This window comes from Bacteroides mucinivorans (genome assembly GCF_034654355.2).
In the GTDB taxonomy this organism is placed as follows: Bacteria; Bacteroidota; Bacteroidia; order Bacteroidales; family Bacteroidaceae; genus Bacteroides; species Bacteroides nordii.
Window position 1 is genome coordinate 2,592,272 of the sequence record NZ_CP178179.1, and the last position, 17,638, is coordinate 2,609,909.

Annotated in this window: 18 protein-coding genes and 1 tRNA gene; 11 read left to right on the forward strand and 8 right to left on the reverse strand. The window is 38.0% G+C overall.

Translation table 11 applies throughout. The annotated features are described in order from the left end of the window. Positions 1-31: 31 nt before the first annotated feature. Together VCM39_RS09455 and VCM39_RS09460 are read right to left on the reverse strand one after the other, a co-directional pair. Positions 32-1,489, reverse strand: a complete 1,458-nt coding sequence (locus tag VCM39_RS09455; protein WP_221650476.1) for a TolC family protein — start codon at positions 1,487-1,489, stop codon at positions 32-34. A 160-nt stretch (positions 1,490-1,649) separates the two neighbouring features. Next, positions 1,650-2,936: a zinc-dependent metalloproteinase lipoprotein gene (locus VCM39_RS09460; protein WP_289292554.1), complete on the reverse strand. Its 1,287-nt coding sequence runs from the start codon at positions 2,934-2,936 to the stop codon at positions 1,650-1,652. Between the two features lie 290 nt (positions 2,937-3,226). Between VCM39_RS09460 and VCM39_RS09465 the strand changes: the two genes are divergently transcribed. The 8 genes from VCM39_RS09465 (at position 3,227) to VCM39_RS09500 (ending at position 10,396) form a co-directional block, all read left to right on the forward strand. After that, positions 3,227-3,302, forward strand: a tRNA-Gly gene (locus VCM39_RS09465). Between the two features lie 57 nt (positions 3,303-3,359). Beyond that, positions 3,360-4,091, forward strand: a complete 732-nt coding sequence (locus tag VCM39_RS09470) for a TIGR02757 family protein (RefSeq protein WP_322933005.1) — start codon at positions 3,360-3,362, stop codon at positions 4,089-4,091. Between the two features lie 125 nt (positions 4,092-4,216). Continuing rightward, on the forward strand, positions 4,217-5,698 hold the full coding sequence (gene proS, locus VCM39_RS09475) for a proline--tRNA ligase (protein WP_221650475.1): 1,482 nt from the start codon (positions 4,217-4,219) through the stop codon (positions 5,696-5,698). A gap of 248 nt (positions 5,699-5,946) precedes the next feature. After that, a complete protein-coding gene (locus tag VCM39_RS09480) occupies positions 5,947-6,624 on the forward strand; it encodes a response regulator transcription factor (protein WP_221650474.1) in 678 nt (225 codons plus the stop codon). Positions 6,625-6,626: 2 nt separating this feature from the next. Beyond that, on the forward strand, positions 6,627-7,907 hold the full coding sequence (locus VCM39_RS09485; protein ID WP_289292467.1) for a sensor histidine kinase: 1,281 nt from the start codon (positions 6,627-6,629) through the stop codon (positions 7,905-7,907). A 6-nt stretch (positions 7,908-7,913) separates the two neighbouring features. After that, positions 7,914-8,681: a DUF5131 family protein gene (locus VCM39_RS09490; RefSeq protein WP_221650472.1), complete on the forward strand. Its 768-nt coding sequence runs from the start codon at positions 7,914-7,916 to the stop codon at positions 8,679-8,681. Between the two features lie 422 nt (positions 8,682-9,103). After that, positions 9,104-9,541, forward strand: coding sequence for a PepSY-like domain-containing protein (locus VCM39_RS09495; RefSeq protein ID WP_221650471.1), 438 nt, complete (start codon positions 9,104-9,106; stop codon positions 9,539-9,541). A gap of 15 nt (positions 9,542-9,556) precedes the next feature. Beyond that, positions 9,557-10,396, forward strand: a complete 840-nt coding sequence (locus VCM39_RS09500) for a PepSY-like domain-containing protein (RefSeq protein ID WP_322933004.1) — start codon at positions 9,557-9,559, stop codon at positions 10,394-10,396. Positions 10,397-11,158: 762 nt separating this feature from the next. On the opposite strand, the gene VCM39_RS09505 is transcribed toward VCM39_RS09500, so the two are convergent. Next, entirely contained in the window at positions 11,159-12,169 is a 1,011-nt protein-coding gene (locus VCM39_RS09505) for an IS110 family transposase (protein ID WP_413544837.1), read from the reverse strand. Positions 12,170-12,903: 734 nt separating this feature from the next. Between VCM39_RS09505 and VCM39_RS09510 the strand changes: the two genes are divergently transcribed. Further along, the gene (locus VCM39_RS09510) at positions 12,904-13,281 is read left to right on the forward strand and encodes a YccF domain-containing protein (protein WP_002560146.1); all 378 of its coding nucleotides are present in this window, start codon (positions 12,904-12,906) and stop codon (positions 13,279-13,281) included. A 154-nt stretch (positions 13,282-13,435) separates the two neighbouring features. Here the strand turns inward: VCM39_RS09510 and VCM39_RS09515 are convergent, their stop codons facing one another. Continuing rightward, a complete protein-coding gene (locus tag VCM39_RS09515; RefSeq protein ID WP_221651023.1) occupies positions 13,436-13,966 on the reverse strand; it encodes a DJ-1/PfpI family protein in 531 nt (176 codons plus the stop codon). A 165-nt stretch (positions 13,967-14,131) separates the two neighbouring features. Between VCM39_RS09515 and VCM39_RS09520 the strand changes: the two genes are divergently transcribed. Both VCM39_RS09520 and VCM39_RS09525 read left to right on the forward strand, forming a co-directional pair. Beyond that, positions 14,132-14,482 (forward strand): winged helix-turn-helix transcriptional regulator, encoded by a 351-nt coding sequence (locus tag VCM39_RS09520; RefSeq protein ID WP_002560148.1) that lies wholly within the window; start codon positions 14,132-14,134, stop codon positions 14,480-14,482. 10 nt (positions 14,483-14,492) lie between these two features. Beyond that, complete coding sequence (locus VCM39_RS09525; protein WP_196040062.1) at positions 14,493-15,062, forward strand: sugar O-acetyltransferase; 570 nt, start codon at positions 14,493-14,495, stop codon at positions 15,060-15,062. A 12-nt stretch (positions 15,063-15,074) separates the two neighbouring features. Here the strand turns inward: VCM39_RS09525 and VCM39_RS09530 are convergent, their stop codons facing one another. The 4 genes from VCM39_RS09530 to VCM39_RS09545 all read right to left on the reverse strand — a co-directional run bounded on the left by VCM39_RS09530 (position 15,075) and on the right by VCM39_RS09545 (position 17,598). Beyond that, entirely contained in the window at positions 15,075-15,878 is an 804-nt protein-coding gene (locus VCM39_RS09530) for an MBL fold metallo-hydrolase (protein WP_322933994.1), read from the reverse strand. Positions 15,879-15,979: 101 nt separating this feature from the next. Then, positions 15,980-16,393: a pyridoxamine 5'-phosphate oxidase family protein gene (locus VCM39_RS09535; protein WP_322933995.1), complete on the reverse strand. Its 414-nt coding sequence runs from the start codon at positions 16,391-16,393 to the stop codon at positions 15,980-15,982. Positions 16,394-16,412: 19 nt separating this feature from the next. Further along, positions 16,413-16,772, reverse strand: a complete 360-nt coding sequence (locus tag VCM39_RS09540) for a VOC family protein (protein WP_322933996.1) — start codon at positions 16,770-16,772, stop codon at positions 16,413-16,415. 67 nt (positions 16,773-16,839) lie between these two features. Further along, on the reverse strand, positions 16,840-17,598 hold the full coding sequence (locus VCM39_RS09545; protein ID WP_322933997.1) for a helix-turn-helix domain-containing protein: 759 nt from the start codon (positions 17,596-17,598) through the stop codon (positions 16,840-16,842). Positions 17,599-17,638 lie beyond the last annotated feature (40 nt).

Here is a 17,638-nt window from a genome sequence, read left to right on the forward strand (position 1 = left end):
CGTTTCTGTTAATTGAGATTCTTTCGTTTTTTTATTCCTCTTTAAGCAAGTTACCAGGCGAAGTGGCGGCATATTGTTTGAATTGTTCCGGTGTACCACATAGGGCCAGTAGATTCATTAGTGCTACATCATATTCGTAATAGGCAGCCAGTCGGGCTACTTTTACTTTAGCCAGCATTGTTTCTGCATCAATCACCTCGGTTGAAGTGGCCATTCCTTCCGTGAAAGCTTTTTTCCGCATTCGCACCAACTCTTCACTCAACTCAATGGTGGTGTTCAAAGCGCGCACGTTATCCTGTGCCTTTTGCATCTGACTATATAGCTTATCTACTCCTACGGCGAGATCGTCTTTTGCTTTTGCCTGCCCCAGTGCTAATGTCTGTCTGGTGAGTTTAGATTGGCGGATCCGCTTCTCACGTTCCAATCCGTCAAAGAGGTTCCAGGTAAAGCCTACCCCGATCATTGTACGAGGTAACAGATTGCTTTGGATACCGTGTGAATATAATGTCTGTTTGCCAAAGAGTGCAATATTGGGCATATATCCGCTTTGATCAATCTTTACCTGTTGCCTGGCCATGTGTTCCTGTAGGTTTAACTGATTGACAAGATAGTTACTGGTATTTACCGAAAGAATAAATTCCATCTTGGGTGGAAGTGAATCATTTATAAACAGAGGTGAGGAAGGAGTAATCTCTCCATTTTCTCCCTCTATATTGAGCAATGTTTTCAGTGCATTCTGTACAACAGCTTCTTCTTTACGTGCTGCTTCCAGTTCGCGTTTCGCTTCGTCCATATTAACTTGTGCAAAGAGACGTGCCGCTTTGTCTATCATCCCGGTAGCTTCCAGTTTGAGGGCATTCTCATAATGCTTTTCCAATCCACGATAGGTTTCTTCGCGCACTGCCACTACTTGTTGTGCCAGTCTTAATCCATAATAACTTTCGGCTAATAGTGTACGTTGTGTGGCATCCACTTGCGCCCGGCTTTCACGGGCAAGATCTACCATGGTATTTCCTATCTTGCTGGCATGGAATCGTTTACCGCCAGAGAAGAGTACCCATTCGGCAGTAACATCTACTGTTGTGAGATTGCGTGGTGCCAAAGGGAATATCAGCGTATTGGCTCCTATCTGATCGAGTATGCCACTTATAATTTTGTCATCCGGAATAATACTATGTACAAAGTCTTTTGCCGGATCGGTAAATTGTGACAGAGGCTGTTTTACCTCTATTTTCTCTGACATATGTACAAATGCTCCGGTTGATTGCACGCTTGGGTACCAGAATGCGTTCAACTTTCCTTTTTCACTTTTGGCTATTTCCACTCCTTTATCTGCTATTTTTAAACTCTGGTTACCATTGTGCAGTAACTCAAGAGCTTCCTCAAAACTAAGGTGTTGCTTTCCGGAGCTATCTTCTTGTGCTATAACGGTAGGTATAAATAATCCTACCGATAGCATAATGAGAATCATTCGATGGTTTAGGTTCATATTCGTTATTCGTTTATTTCGTGAGAAGTTAACAGATGAAAAAGAAGATTGTTCGCAGACTGTATTTTAAAGCAGAAAAATAAAACCGCGAATTACGCAGTTTAAGGTTTTACTAAACTGCGTAATTCGCGGAATTAAAAAGTTATGTGTAAGAAAGAACCTATTTCATCACCCGGATAGGCAAATCCAACGGTCCGTCATAGGTAGAACGGGTATTTGCCTGTCCTTTCTTCGGTCCTGGTATCAGCGAACTGTAAGTCAGGATGTGGCGTACCCTTTTCTTTTGATCTCGTGTAAACTCGTCCAGATAGCAGAAGCTATAATCCATAATATTCCGTGCTGTAAACGGACCACTCTGGCAGTCGTAACGATGGGCTAAGTCTGCAAAAGAAACATTACCGGACAGGCTTTCCAGCCAATCCATATATTCACCCCTGTCGTAGGTGGGAGTGTCTTCACAATAATCGGTATCTTCGCAAATTTTAACACCGTTTAAAGTAGCCTCGGAGAATGTATGATATAAACCTAAATAGTGTCCAATTTCGTGAGCGAGAGTAATGGCGGCATCATTCTGATTCAAACGTCCATTGATACTTTCTTCATAAATATAAGTACTGTTTATGGATATACAATAAGCATATTGGAGATTATCTCCGGTAATATAGTAGGGGACAGTTTCTGTACCTTCCAGAGGATATCCCTGAGGGGTATATGGGAAATGAGATACGCCTAATGTATTTTCGTCCGTAAAAGTATACACCATTATATTAATGTAGTCGTTTGGTTCCCAGATCAGGTAATTGTAAGTATGGTCATTGGTAAACATAAATTCTTCCATATCAATAGATGCTGATTTCCATTTAATACGTTCTACACCCGGTTCAGACAGGGTATTCCCTTTGGGATCTTCAGTGGCAAGTACAAATTCCAGATTCATATCTACACTATTGGTTCCTGCATGTTTGTAGAGTTCATTCACTCTCTTCAATATTTCCGGCAATCTTCCTTCTTTAACATATTGCGTATTGTTATTTCTGTCATTGTATAGTACATGGAAGATGACAGGAAGTTTATAATGGTATTTTTCCGGGTCAAAAGGAGTACTGGCAGGTTCTTGTTTTAATTTAATTTCTTTATTAATCCCTTGTGAAGTGACTGTAACGACTGCCGTCCTTGCTGTTTTTTCTAAATTTCCTTCAATGTATATCGTTAACTTTTGGTTTTCGAGTCCTGTTTGCGGAGTTACGTTACACCATTTTTTCGAATTGCTGGAGGCAGTCCACGAACCATTACAGGTTATTTCTACTTCTACAGTTTCTCCATCGCTACTGATAGCATTGAATGATGATTGGGAAACTTCAAGTAATAATGAGTCTTTGTTTGAATCTTCGCAGCCAAAACAGAGAAGTAGCAATGCCAGCAGAGGATATAGATATCTCATTTTCATAATAAACATTTTTTGATATGTAATAATTTAATTAGGATATATGTTTTTCATCTTTATTCTTTCTTAGTATGTTACAAAGTTAATCTTTTTTATTTTATTTGTATCCTAAAGCTTGTTATATTAAAAATATTACTCTTCATTTATACCTGTTTCGTTTTTATTAATAAACTCAGTGTAGAGATTATATAACCACATAAATTTATTATTTCTTATTTTTTTCCGCCTACACATTGCTTTTTTACAAAACAATGTTTACCTTTGCCAACGTTTTCGAAGAATAGAAATGTAATGCGGCAGTAGCTCAGTTGGTAGAGCATTAGCTTCCCAAGCTAAGGGTCACGAGTTCGAGTCTCGCTTGCCGCTCCAAATGAAAAGAGCCATAAATCAACCTGATTTATGGCTCTTGCTATATCTGTAATAATCATGAATAAAGAACTGAAAGAATATCTTATGTTATTGGCGGAACGATATGAAACTCCGGCCTTTATCACAGAAGATCCGATACAAATACCTCATCGTTATACCTCTCAGGTAGATATTGAAATTTCAGGTCTCGTAACTTCCTGGATAGCTACCGGAAACCGTAAAGCCATTATCAAAAGTGCAGACCGGGTGGATTGTGAACTATTCAGTCGTGCTCCTCATTCTTATATAATGAGTGAAGAATGGAAAATGTATGCAGGGCAAAAGAGAAGTTTTTACCGATATTATTCTTATGATGATTTTTATCTGTTGTGTAGTACCTTGCATGCAGTGTATTCTCAAACCCCGACATTGGAAGACCATCTTTATAAGTCCTTTGAAGGATTCTCACCATTACAAAGATTACAATCAGTTTTTGGGCATATCAACGGTATGCCCGAAATACGTAGTACTTCCGAATCAAAGAAAATGTGTATGTTTCTGCGTTGGATGATTCGTCGGGACTCCTGTGTTGATTTTGGTATCTGGCAGAAATTTCATCCCCGTGAATTGATTATTCCACTTGATACTCACGTTCATCGTATCTCTATCGATTTGGGCTTGACAAAAAGCCGTAAATGTATCAAAACAGCAAGTGATATTACTAAAGCATTGGCACGTATCTGGCCCGATGATCCGGTAAAAGGAGATTTTGCTTTGTTCGGTTTTGGAGTGAATGAGCCTGTAAAGTGACAGAAGCCTCGTTATAGCGGCTTTCATTGACAAAAATAATGCAGAAGAATAGGTAGAGTTCAGTCTAATTTCGTATTTTTGCATCCTGTTTTTAATGAGTTAAGAAAACTTTAAATAAAAATATAATGGCAAAAGAACTGAAAGACCTTACCAAACGTAGCGAGAATTACTCGCAATGGTACAATGATTTGGTGGTAAAAGCCGATCTGGCAGAGCAGTCGGCTGTGCGTGGATGTATGGTGATAAAGCCTTACGGATACGCTATTTGGGAGAAAATGCAACGTCAGTTGGATGATATGTTTAAAGAAACAGGTCATGTGAATGCTTATTTTCCGTTACTAATCCCGAAATCTTTCCTTAGCCGTGAAGCCGAACATGTGGAAGGCTTTGCTAAAGAGTGTGCAGTAGTGACTCACTATCGTCTTAAAAATGCAGAAGACGGTTCGGGAGTCGTGGTAGATCCGGCTGCAAAACTTGAGGAAGAACTGATTATTCGTCCTACTTCAGAAACAATTATCTGGAATACATATAAAAACTGGATACAATCTTATCGTGATCTGCCTATTCTGTGCAATCAATGGGCAAATGTATTCCGTTGGGAAATGCGTACACGCCTTTTTCTGCGTACAGCCGAGTTCTTGTGGCAGGAAGGTCATACAGCACATGCTACCCGTGAAGAAGCGGAAGAAGAAGCAGTCAGAATGCTGAATGTATACTCTGATTTTGCAGAGAAGTATATGGCTGTTCCGGTGGTAAAAGGAGTGAAGTCGGCTAACGAGCGCTTTGCCGGTGCACTTGATACGTATACTATCGAGGCAATGATGCAAGATGGAAAAGCTTTGCAAAGTGGTACTTCTCACTTCCTGGGACAGAACTTTGCCAAAGCATTTGACGTACAGTTTGTGAATAAAGAGAATAAGATGGAGTATGTGTGGGCTACTTCATGGGGTGTTTCTACTCGTCTGATGGGAGCACTTATCATGACTCACTCTGATGATAACGGGTTGGTATTGCCTCCGCATTTGGCTCCTATACAGGTCGTTATAGTACCTATCTATAAAAACGACGAACAATTGAAGCAGATTGATGCTAAGGTGGCGGGTATTGTTGCCAATTTGAAGTCACTGGGTATTTCTGTGAAGTATGATAATGCCGATAATAAGCGTCCTGGCTTTAAGTTTGCAGATTATGAACTGAAAGGTGTGCCTGTGCGTCTTGTTATGGGTGGCCGTGATTTGGAGAACAATACAATGGAGGTAATGCGCCGAGATACTTTGGAAAAAGAAACAATTTCTTGTGAAGGTATCGAAGCGTATGTTAAGAATCTCCTTGAAGAAATTCAGGCAAATATTTATCAGAAAGCTTTGAAACATCGTGAGTCTATGACAAGAACCGTAGATACTTATGATGAGTTTAAGACAGAAATAGAAAAGGGTGGTTTCATTCTTGCTCACTGGGATGGAACTACTGAAACCGAAGAGAAAATTAAAGAAGAGACGAAAGCGACTATTCGCTGTATTCCATTCGATGGCGATAAAACTCCGGGTAAGTGTATGGTTACAGGTAAGCCTTCTGCATGCCGTGTGATTTTTGCACGTTCTTATTAAGAAGATACTTTATTTCTGACGCGAGTGCCGGTTGCAGATCATTGATCCAACCGGCATTTGTTTTTTTAGTGAATAAGCGGAGTATCTCAGATTTAGCTCTTACTATGAATCGGTATTTCAATACTATCACTCAGTTGGGATACAGTACCTGTATTATGAGCTTAAAATTAAAAAAAACGTCGTGATTTCAGCTTTATTTCAGAAACTTCCTCTTTCTTTGTACATATATCTAATAAAAAAGTAATCTTATGAAGATATTGATAGTTGAAGATGAACCTTCATTACGTGAACTCATTCAACGTTCTTTGGAAAAAGAGCGTTATGTGGTGGAGGTGGCTGCCGATTTTAATTCGGCTTTGTGTAAAATAGAAGATTATGATTACGATTGCGTTTTACTGGATATCATGCTTCCGGATGGTAACGGACTTAATCTGCTTGAAAAGCTGAAAGCAATGCACAAACGTGAGAATGTAATTATTATCTCTGCGAAAGATTCTTTGGAAGATAAAGTATTGGGATTGGAATTGGGGGCGGACGATTATTTACCTAAACCCTTTCATCTGGCAGAACTGAATGCTCGTATTAAAAGCGTTATTCGCCGTCAACATCATGATGGAGAGGTTGATATTCGTTTGGGTAATATTCGTATTCTTCCGGATAAATACCAGGTGCTTATTGATGAAAAAGAAGTTGAGCTGAACCGGAAGGAATATGATATTTTATTGTATTTTATTAATCGTCCCGGCAGACTGGTTAATAAGAATACACTTGCCGAGTCTGTTTGGGGAGATCATATCGACCAGGTAGATAATTTTGACTTTATCTATGCACAAATAAAGAATCTTCGTAAGAAACTGAAAGATGCCGGAGCCACTGCTGAAATAAAAGCGGTTTATGGATTTGGCTATAAAATGACTGTTGAATAATTATGAAACTGATTTATCGCATCGTTATCCGCATATCCTTGCTCTTGACACTTGTTCTAGGTGTTTGGGCAGTGTTTTTTTATATGGCTATGATGGATGAGGTAAACGATGAGGTGGACGATTCTCTGGAAGATTATTCGGAAATAATCATTATTCGTGCTCTTGCCGGAGAGGAATTGCCTTCACAAAATACCGGTTCAAACAATCAATATTATCTTAAAGAAGTTACTGAGGAATATGCGGACAGCCGTGAAGGCATTACTTATAAAGATTCGATGGTTTATATTGTGGAAAAGGGTGAAACCGAACCGGCACGTATTCTGACTACGATATTTAAAGATAATGAAAATCGTTTTTATGAATTAACAGTATCTATTCCCAGTATAGAGAAAGAGGATTTGACTGCTGCGATACGTGATTGGATGATATTTCTTTATATCGCTTTGTTGCTTGTTATAATAGCAGTGAATGTGTGGGTATTTCAACAAAATATGAAACCTTTATATGTCTTGTTGCATTGGTTGGATGATTATCGGATAGGAAATAAGAATAAACTTCTGAAGAATGACACACAGATAACTGAATTTCGTAAGCTAAATGAAGCAGCCCTTCGGAATGCAGAACGTAGTGAACAACTGTTTGAACAACAAAAACAATTTATAGGCAATGCTTCTCATGAAATACAGACTCCGCTTGCCATTTGCCGAAATCGTCTGGAGATGATGATGGAAGATGAATCTCTTTCTGAAACCCAGCTGGAGGAGTTGATGAAGACTCACCAGACTTTGGAGCATATTACAAAACTGAATAAATCGCTGTTATTACTCTCTAAAATAGATAACGGGCAATTTACAGAAACCGTAGAACTGGAACTTAATGAACTTTTAAAGCAGTACATGGATGATTATAAAGAAGTATATGCTTATCGGGATATTCAGACAGAAATAGTTGAAGATGGTATTTTTCGCGTACAAATGAATGAGTCTCTTGCCACTATCCTGATAACTAATCTTTTGAAGAATGCATTCGTTCACAACATAGATGGTGGACATATCCGAATAGAAATAAGGCCACACAGCTTTACGTTTCGTAATAGTGGGGTAGGACAGCCTTTGGACGAGAAACGTATTTTTGAGCGTTTTTATCAGGGTGCCAAAAAAGAAGGTTCTACAGGACTTGGACTGGCAATCGTTGATTCTATTTGCCGGTTGCAGAATATCGGACTGAGGTATTATTTTGAGAATGGCGAACATTGTTTTGAAATTTCAGAAGAGAAAATTTAGGTAAATATGATAATGTCAGCAAGCTGGAATCCGTGGCATGGTTGTACTAAAATCAGTGCCGGTTGTAAATATTGCTATGTTTATCGACAGGATGAAATGTATGGTGCAGATACCAGCAGTCGTGAGGTTCGCAAAACTGCGAATTTTAGTCTGCCTGTGAAGCTAAAGCGCGATAAAAGTTATAAGATAGAGTCGGGAAAATTGGTTTATACTTGTTTTACTTCTGACTTCTTTGTGGATGGTGCAGACGAATGGCGGGCAGAAGCATGGGCTATGATACGTGAAAGGGAAGATTTGGACTTTTTTATTTTTACTAAACGTATTGATCGGTTTAAGGTTGGGTTGCCCGATGACTGGGGAAACGGATATAAGAATGTGATTATCGGGTGTACCGTTGAAAACCAGGAGATGGCAGATTATCGCTTGCCTATTTTTAAAGAGTTGCCGATACGACATAAAATAATTATAGCAGCTCCGCTACTGGAAAGTTTGGCTCTCTCACCTTACTTGGACGATACAATTGAAGAAGTAGCAGCAAGTGGTGAATCGGGGAATGATGCCAGAATTTGTGATTATGAATGGATACTCGATATTCGTAAACAGTGTATAGAAAAAGACATTCCTTTCTGTTTCCATCAGACCGGAGCCAAACTGCTTAAAGACGGAAAGTTGTATCGCATTAAACGATATTATCAGATTGCACAGGCATGGAAAGCAGGTATAAATTACAGAATAGGCAGGGATGGTAAACCGGAAAAAAGAGGAATTTTATAAAAAAGACCTCTTTTAAAAATGATAGATGTTTCCGGCTTTTTTTATTCTTTCTTTAGCCACTCCCAACGTTTGCCACAATCTTACATAACAGCATTTTGCCATTTGTTGGTAGTTTGTGCATCTTGATAATTTTTCCAGAAATACTCGGAAGTACTTTTATCAGTAAACTATTTGTTGCCTACTTTATAATCAGTATCGTGTATTCTTCTTGGCCAGATTTGTGGTCACTATAAATACAAGAAGAGACAAGACTAATTTTTCTCTCATGTAGAAATGTTTTTTGTTAGACTTTACAAATATAATATATAAGATCGCTTTTTATTTCATTTCTTCTCAGATTTCAAAATCTTTTCAGTTTCTCTTCTCATCTTTGTATCATAATTAAATATTCAAAGAAAAAAACAGTATAAAAAAAAATGATTATGAAAAAGTTACTTCTTTTATTTGTGTGCCTGTTTACTATTCAATCTGTTGTAAGGGCAAATGATGATAAGCCTATTAAGGTAGACCAGTTACCACAACCGGCTCAACAGTTTGTAAAATCGCACTTTAGCGACAGCAAGGTTGCTATAGCTAAAATGGAAACCGATTGGTTCGATAAGAGTTATGATGTCATTTTTACCGATGGCAATAAAGTAGAGTTTGACAAACAAGGAAATTGGAAAGAGGTGAATTGCAAGTACAGTGCTGTCCCTGTGAGTGTTATTCCTGTGGTTATTCGTAAGTATATCTCAGAGAACTATCCCGACGCTAAAGTGTTGAAGATAGAACGTGACAAAAAAGAGTATGAAGTGAAGCTCTCTAATAAGTGGGAACTGAAGTTTGACCTGCAATTTAACCTGATTGATATTGATAATTAAAAAAGATAGAGAATAATGAAGACGAGATTTTATTCTATACTAATGGCGGTTGCCTGTATTATAAGTTTGCAAAGTTGTGATAATGATGATGATAACATGAGAGTATCTCCCGAACTTCAGAAAGCATTCCTGGAGAAATATCCTGCTGCTACTCGCGTAGAATGGGAAACAAAAGCTGGTTATTATGTTGCCGATTTTTATGATAATGCCAGTGAAGCTTCTGCCTGGTTCACTTCGGCAGGTGTGTGGTGCATGACAGAAACGGATGTTTTGTATGTAGGCTTGCCCGAAGCTGTGAAAGCGGCGTTTGAACAGGGAGATTATAGCACTTGGACTGTTGACGATGTTGATAAATTGGAACGTCGGGATATGGAAACAGTATATGTCATTGAGGTTGAGAAGAAACCACAGGAAATGGATTTGTACTATTCTGCTGAAGGGCTTTTGATAAAAGCAGTTGCAGATACGGATCATGATGACGATTATGAAAGCCATTTGCCGGCACAGGTTCCGGAAGCAATTCTTTCTTTCATTAACGATAAATATCCCGATGCCCGGTTGATGGAGATAGAAGTAGAACAGGGTGTGACAGAAGTGGAAATCGTTCACGAGGGGCGTTGTAAAGAGGTTTGGTTTGATAAAACGAACAATTGGATTTCTACTTCATGGGACATTCGTCGGAATGAACTCCCTGCTGTTGTGACACAAGCATTGGCAAACTCTGAATACAGTACGTATACTGTGGATGATGCCGAATATTATGAAGCACCACAAGGAGATTATTATCAGATTGAGCTGGAGCAAGGAGCGAAAGAGGTAAAAGTGAAAATAGATACGACAGGGAAATTTATCTGATCTCTATTGGACTTAAAGTTATCATAACAGCAATTATAACAGAAAGCGTCTGTTGAAGATCATCGATGTATGAAATAGTAAATAAGACGTAAGTTGCTGAATGACAACGTAATTAATAATGCATTCTTTATGTTGTAAAAGTACGTATTTAAGTGTATCTTAAAAACGTACTTTTCTTGTATATGAGTACGTACTTTTATACCTTAGAAGTACGTACTTTTGCCGGGCTAAAAAAGTAGGGTAAGACAAACTGTTAAGATAGTTAATGAGGAAGTGGAATGAAATAGAGACGGTTTGCATAGTATTAAAAAAATTTATTTTTTAGTACAAAAAGAAGGAGTCGATTTTGCTTTTCTATATACCTCTTGTCAAGTCTTATAAACATTCCATTTGTTGCTCTACGAGGAGCGCCTCGTTTCTCGTAGAGTTTCGACCCGATCTCCGTAGAGTTTTGATACGTTTCTCGTATACTCTATTAAAACCAAATGTTTCCGCAGAATATTGCTTTAATAAATGTTAACTACGAAAGATATGTCCTTTCTTCACTATGTTTTCTTTTTCATTACAATTAATGACTGACTCTACTTTCGTAACTATACCAATTGTTATATCTTATGGATGTTTCACTTATTTCTCGGTGATAAATGCCCCGTTTCTCTACGAGAAAATAATCTCTCATATAATGTATTAATTATCAATGCATTATAAAACCGTCTACTTGTTTTGAATATTTACTACCTAAACGGTCCATTTATTCCTTTTTCAGCATTTATGTGTATCTGAAATCACAACACATCTCGGGTCTCTTTGTATATAATCCCTGTCATAGGTCTGTTGCTTGTGAATCAGACTGTAAATCAGCCGCAATAACTTATTGGCAATGTTATTCATCGCTACGAAAAAGTGCTTCTTTTCCACTTTATGCTTTTTTAGGAAGTATAATCTTATTTCTTTATTATGCTCCTTTGCCGAACGTGCACATAAGAAAAGCAGTGTTTTCAATTGTTTGTCACCCATTGGCGATATTTTATGTCCGCATTTCATCTTTCCCGATTCTTTTGGATAAGGAGCGATACCTGCGTAAGCAGCACATTTTTTAGCCGTGTCTAATTTTCTAAAATTCTCTGTCTTTATTATCAGCTCACAACTGGTCACAGGTCCTACACCGACAATGGAGGTAAGAATCTGATAATTCCTGCTGAATTCGGAAGAGTTTTGTATGAGGGCTTCTATCTCATGGTCAAGCCCGGATATTTGGGTATTTAACTCCGCAAGAACAGCTCTCCGTGCATGGACGGCCGCCAGGGAAACAGAAGATTTACAATTATCACCTATGTTTAAAGTGTCCAGGCGCTTACGAGATTCCACCAGCAGAGAGCGTGTACGATACAATTCCTGAAGTTCAGACATCTCTTCCCCAGCATAGAAACAAGGTCTGAGAAGGTCATAAAAACGTTCGGCATATTCACGGATACGACAGGCATCCAGAGGATCGGATTTACCACGCTGAAGCCCCAGACTATGCTTTATCTGATAACCCGGAACAAAACACAGGCATATCCGGTTTAAAGTACACAGACGAAGCAGTAGGTCGCCATAAACGCCTGTATGTTCCGCACAAAGAACGGCAGCGGAAGGCAAGGAGAGAAGAAACTTGCTGATCCCATGAACCGTGTTCTTTACACCGGATAAATGACGGACACTGCCCGATTCACTCAAAAAACTAACCTCAAAGCTTGACATTCCCAAATCAATTCCATAAATTTGTACCATAACATTTTTATTTAGTGAAGGGCTCCGATATTGAACGGCTACTACCATGATAATGGGATCCAACTCCCGAAATACTCTCTGGCTTAGGTTCAATAAATATGTCGTGCTTAATACGAGGAATAATCTAAAAGATTAATAGAGGAAGTAAGCTAACGCGACATATGGAGGCTTTCTTGTTTACGAGACAATATTAAGAAATTTATTCTTATTAACGTTCATAAAGAACTATGTTTTCCATGGCAAAGATAATGGTAGAGGAAAATTACACCATGTTAACTTGTTTATAATCAGCTTATTGGTTAGATTGATTGTTGTACGCTTTTATTACTATAAACTATCTGTATTTTACAAAAGAAAGTGTTTTTCTATGTTCTAAAATTATTACATAAGAGATGCCCTCATACCTCTAATATTTATAAATTCTTAGCCAGTTTAAATTGCATCAAAACCGATCGGAAATGAGTAAAACCCACCACAGAGTAACACAGAGTTCCACAGAGTACTATTTATCTGATGAAACGCGGATTAACACAGATAAATACAGATTAAAAGACTGTGGTTTTTTATCTTAGATTTGTTTCCCTTTGCGAAAATCTGCGTTCATCTGCGTTTCAATAAAGATTTAAACTCTGTGGAACTCCGTGTTACTCTGTGGTGAAATACACTCAAAACCATACAAAAATTCACAAGATTGTTTTATCTTTGTATCCATAGATAATGAAATTTTTGGAAGTATGAATTTACTCATGAACATACTATGGCTTCTATTGGGAGGCATATTCACAGCTGTCGAATATCTGATAGCCAGTTTCTTGATGATGATAACTATTATTGGTATTCCTTTCGGACTTCAGACCTTGAAGATGGCTTTGCTGGCATTATATCCATTTGGAAAGGAGGTGAGGAGTTGCCCTGATTCGGGTGGTTGTCTCAGTATATTAATGAATATTCTCTGGATATTTTTAGGAGGTATCTGGATAAGCCTTTCACATCTGGTATTCGGAGTGTTGCTGAGTATCACAATTATCGGATTGCCTTTCGGTATACAACACTTTAAGCTGGCGGGACTTGCATTGACGCCGTTTGGGAAGGAAATTGTAGATAAGAGATAATGTTTTGCAAAACCTGATCTATTTCAAGATAGTTTTTTTGAAACGCAGATAAACACAGATTATCGCAGATTAAATCTGATTTTGCGATAATCTGTGTTTTAATGCTAAGTTGATTTGCTTCTACGATATTTCTTATATAGAACGGAATAGGTTTCTATTTTTTGAGAACTTCAATTATTTTAGGCATCATTGTCCAGATCGTATTTTCGTCCTGCGCAGTATAGAAGTTTCCATCAATTTCAGATTTCTCATCTGTAGCTGTTCCATTTTGTATCGCTGGTTTTGCCAGAGGATGTACTGCTATTTTTTTACCGCTGGTGACTCCTGTAAAGTCAAACATCATTGCAGCGGCACAGTGCCCAATCATTAGTTTTCCTTTGTCTCCGAAAGTTTTAATCACTTCCATTAAATCAAGATTATATTGCTTGTCTGCATTGTTTTTAAATACAGGAATTGCATCTCCACAGGCAAATACCAATGCGTCATATTCATCTTCATGCCCTTTCAGATTACTTATCACATCGTCTGTAAGTAAGGTTATTCCTGAGTTGGTTTTAATCTCTTTCGTTTCTGCCACTGCATACACTTTGTATGAAATATGATTCTCAAAAAATGCTTCCAGATACTGGAATAAACCGAATCCGTTGACCGGATTTACTGCTAAAACTGCAACTTTCTTTGCCATAACATTAATTATAAAGTGAAACAATAGTTATTTTTAGTAAGTTTATTACTTTTGTACCGCAAAGATAGATTTACTAATTCATATAAACAAGAACGTACCTCAGGATAAGGGACTTACATAGAAGTAACTATTGTTGAGCATCAGTGGAATAGAATAAATAAAAAAATGGAAAATTTTCATCCTACAGGAAATTGCCCCGTACGGGACGTGTTGAGCAGATTAGGTGATAAATGGTCAATGCTCGTGTTAATCACATTAAATGCAAATGGAGTGATGCGTTTCAGTGATATTCATAAAACGATTGAGGATGTATCTCAACGTATGCTTACTGTAACTCTTCGTACACTTGAAGCTGACGGATTGGTGGCAAGAAAGATATATGCCGAAGTACCTCCACGAGTGGAATATTGTTTAACCAAGACAGGACATAGCCTGATTCCTCATATTGAAGCTTTGGTAGGTTGGGCGTTGGAGAACATGCCTGTCATTTTGAAAAACAGAGAAACTAAATCATAAAACAATTAGTATGAAAACAGAAAAAGAAAAAATGCTGTCAGGAGAAATATATGATTTTACTGATACAGAATTGATTACCCGTTGGCACAAAGCAAAACAACTGCAAAGAGAATATGCTGCAACAGATACAACAGATCAGGAGAAATTAGATGCTATTTTGGACGAATTACTTGGTTCACACGGAAAGAATGTGTGGATCACTGCTCCTTTCTTTGTGGATTATGGTGAGAATATTCATTTAGGGAATAATGTTGAAATAAATATGAATTGTGTTTTCCTCGATTGTAACCGTATTACCATCGGTGATAATTGTGGTATTGCTCCGGGGGTGCATATTTATACTGTATTTCATCCGGTAAATCCGATGGAGAGGCTTTCTGAAAACAGTGCTTACTGGAATTCTTTGACGGCTCCTGTCACTCTGGGTAATAATGTCTGGATTGGCGGTGGTTCTATTATATTGCCCGGGGTGACTATCGGTGATAATACCACCATCGGAGCTGGTAGTGTGGTGACTAAAGATATTCCGGCTAATTGTCTTGCAGTGGGAAATCCTTGCCGCGTAGTAAGGCAATTATAAGATACATCTGTTTTATAGCGTAATAATTTCCAGATCATCAGGGACAAATATATTGCCTTTAAATAGTCTGGAAGCTTCTTGGCTGTATTTATGTTTCCGTTCTTTTATGTTTTTGTCTTCTGTATGATAGAGCAATAGGTTTTTTACATTTAATTCTTCTGCCAACCTTCCGGCATCAAGTGCTGTACTGTGATGTTTTTCATATGGTTTGAATCTTTCTTTGTCTGCATAAAGGCAAAATGCCTCACAAAGTAACCAATCGCAATGTGCTACATATCTGTGGCTTTTTTCGTTGTAAGGTTCGTCACCCAGGCAGACCAATGTTTTTTGATTGGGTAGGATAGTCTGAAATCCAAATTGTTTCATCTTAGTGGAAGCAATATCGAAAAAAGAGAGTTTTATATCGGCGATTTCTACTTTGTCTCCATCCTTAACTTCCTGTATAAGAATCCGGTTACCAATGGGAAGCATTATTTTCTGTGGGAGAGTCAGACGGCAAATAGTAAGCAATGTTTCTTTCACTTCATCGTGGCAGTAGATAGTCAAAGTGCCCTCATACTTACCATTGTTTATCATCATTGCTATATTGCGTACCATCCACACCATACCCAATAAGTGATCAGTATGTGCGTGAGTGATGAACATATGATGAATGTCAGTACAAGCAATATTTGCTTTTTTAAGTTGAGTGAAGATGCCGTTGCCACCGCCGGCATCTACTAAAAAGTACTCTTTTCCGGACTTTAGAGCGAAACAGGTATTATAGCATTCTACTGCCATTGCATTTCCTGTACCCAGCATTATGAGTTGAGTCATTATATTACTATCTTTTTCATTTGTTTTCGTGTTGCAAAGATAGCATTTATTCAGATTTTTGCGGCAATTTTTCTTTTCTACCGGAATGTTATGGTGTGCTTTTACTCGTTTATTGCTACGCGCTGAAATTGATCTTCAATATAAATTGTAGCTTGATTACTGCTGAATTTGAGCAATATATATTCCGGATCTTTCACTCCTTGCGGGAAGAATTTGATAAACCAATTCTGCCAGTATTTTTCTTTTGACTCTGCGTCATCAATAACTTCTACTTCTCCGGTCAGTACCACACTGTCACCTCCGGCATGGAAACAAAGTCCTGCTTTCGGATTTGCACGAAACTCTGTAGTCTTTAGCGAAGAGGTGCCGGTAGACATCCAGATAGTAGATAATCCTTCTGATGCTATTTTGGCAATGGGGACAGGACGAGGATAGCCTTCTGCATTGATTGACGACAAAACAACAACTTCACACTTCTGCAGCAAAGATGCTGCTTTTTCTTTAATTTTTTCCATTTGTTTTTTGGGGTATTAATTAATATGAATCATAATCGGTGAGTCCCAACCGGTTGCCGGATGGATCGGTAAATTCAACAGCCCAGCCTGTTTTGATCTTGAACGGTTCGGATAAAAAGAGTATGCCCTGCTGTCTCAGTTGTTCATAGATTGCTTTTACATTTTCTACTTCCAGCCATATGGTAGCCTGAGTATCAGGGTGCATAGATATATCTTTCAGAATAATAGCTGGTTCTTCATCACCTACTTTATAAGCTACCATACCTTTATCCTTAAATTCAAACTTCATTTTAAGTCCCAATATTTGGGTATAAAACTCTTTACTCTTTTCCATATCCTTCGCCGGAAGGAACAGGTTGTCATAGTTCTTTATTTCCATAATTACTTTTTATTACGGAGGCAAAGATAGAACGGTTATAACCTGTTTCTTGTGTATAAAATCGACATTATACAGATTGATCTTTCGGAGATTCCCCTGTGAATCGTTTGAATTCACGGATAAAATGTGCATGATCATAATATCCGCAATCAATAGCTGTAAGGAAAACACTTTGTTCAGGGTGTTGTTGTAATACTTCCTGTGCATTCTGGAATCTCACAACAGAACTGAATACTTTTGGAGTTATTCCGATGACGGATTTAAACTTACGTTCAAACTGGCGTTGACAGAGACATACTTCTTCTAATACTTCTTTGATTGGTAAGCATCCTTTGTGGCATTTTATGGTATCTACTGCTGCCATAATTTGTTTATCAGGAATAGTGATGCGATTTAGTTTGCCAGTCAGATAGGAGTCTATATAGTTTACCACTTCTCTTACATCATTCCGGATGGCTATATTATCACAAAATAATGTATTGTCAAAAATGGATTCTAACAAAGATATATCTATTCTCTGATTGGTTAATTCGTGTATGGGTACATTGATAAAAGCTGTGATACCTCCTGGTTTGAAGCGTACACCTACCATTTTCATACATCGGGTATATAAAACGTCAGAATAGGAAGTCATTGTACCTACAATGTATGGATGAAAAGGAGACATTCCGTTATTGGATATAGTGTCGTTACAATTTAATAAGATGTCTACGCATCCATCCGGCAAAATCCTGACGGTTTGCTCTCCCTCAATGAAACTATCAAAAGTCCAATAAGTTTCTATATAGGGCAATAGGACAATACTGGGACGGTATTCCTGATACATTGGATTTATTAATCAGGTTACAAATATAATAATTACATCC

Bases quoted from the DNA above. Each gene is read 5' to 3' on its own strand.
- VCM39_RS09455 (WP_221650476.1), bottom strand. From the start codon at position 1,489: ATGAACCTAAACCATCGAATGATTCTCATTATGCTATCGGTAGGATTA.
- VCM39_RS09460 (WP_289292554.1), bottom strand. From the start codon at position 2,936: ATGAAAATGAGATATCTATATCCTCTGCTGGCATTGCTACTTCTCTGT.
- VCM39_RS09470 (WP_322933005.1), top strand. From the start codon at position 3,360: ATGAATAAAGAACTGAAAGAATATCTTATGTTATTGGCGGAACGATAT.
- proS (WP_221650475.1), top strand. From the start codon at position 4,217: ATGGCAAAAGAACTGAAAGACCTTACCAAACGTAGCGAGAATTACTCG.
- VCM39_RS09480 (WP_221650474.1), top strand. From the start codon at position 5,947: ATGAAGATATTGATAGTTGAAGATGAACCTTCATTACGTGAACTCATT.
- VCM39_RS09485 (WP_289292467.1), top strand. From the start codon at position 6,627: ATGAAACTGATTTATCGCATCGTTATCCGCATATCCTTGCTCTTGACA.
- VCM39_RS09490 (WP_221650472.1), top strand. From the start codon at position 7,914: ATGATAATGTCAGCAAGCTGGAATCCGTGGCATGGTTGTACTAAAATC.
- VCM39_RS09495 (WP_221650471.1), top strand. From the start codon at position 9,104: ATGAAAAAGTTACTTCTTTTATTTGTGTGCCTGTTTACTATTCAATCT.
- VCM39_RS09500 (WP_322933004.1), top strand. From the start codon at position 9,557: ATGAAGACGAGATTTTATTCTATACTAATGGCGGTTGCCTGTATTATA.
- VCM39_RS09505 (WP_413544837.1), bottom strand. From the start codon at position 12,169: ATGGTACAAATTTATGGAATTGATTTGGGAATGTCAAGCTTTGAGGTT.
- VCM39_RS09510 (WP_002560146.1), top strand. From the start codon at position 12,904: ATGAATTTACTCATGAACATACTATGGCTTCTATTGGGAGGCATATTC.
- VCM39_RS09515 (WP_221651023.1), bottom strand. From the start codon at position 13,966: ATGGCAAAGAAAGTTGCAGTTTTAGCAGTAAATCCGGTCAACGGATTC.
- VCM39_RS09520 (WP_002560148.1), top strand. From the start codon at position 14,132: ATGGAAAATTTTCATCCTACAGGAAATTGCCCCGTACGGGACGTGTTG.
- VCM39_RS09525 (WP_196040062.1), top strand. From the start codon at position 14,493: ATGAAAACAGAAAAAGAAAAAATGCTGTCAGGAGAAATATATGATTTT.
- VCM39_RS09530 (WP_322933994.1), bottom strand. From the start codon at position 15,878: ATGACTCAACTCATAATGCTGGGTACAGGAAATGCAATGGCAGTAGAA.
- VCM39_RS09535 (WP_322933995.1), bottom strand. From the start codon at position 16,393: ATGGAAAAAATTAAAGAAAAAGCAGCATCTTTGCTGCAGAAGTGTGAA.
- VCM39_RS09540 (WP_322933996.1), bottom strand. From the start codon at position 16,772: ATGGAAATAAAGAACTATGACAACCTGTTCCTTCCGGCGAAGGATATG.
- VCM39_RS09545 (WP_322933997.1), bottom strand. From the start codon at position 17,598: ATGTATCAGGAATACCGTCCCAGTATTGTCCTATTGCCCTATATAGAA.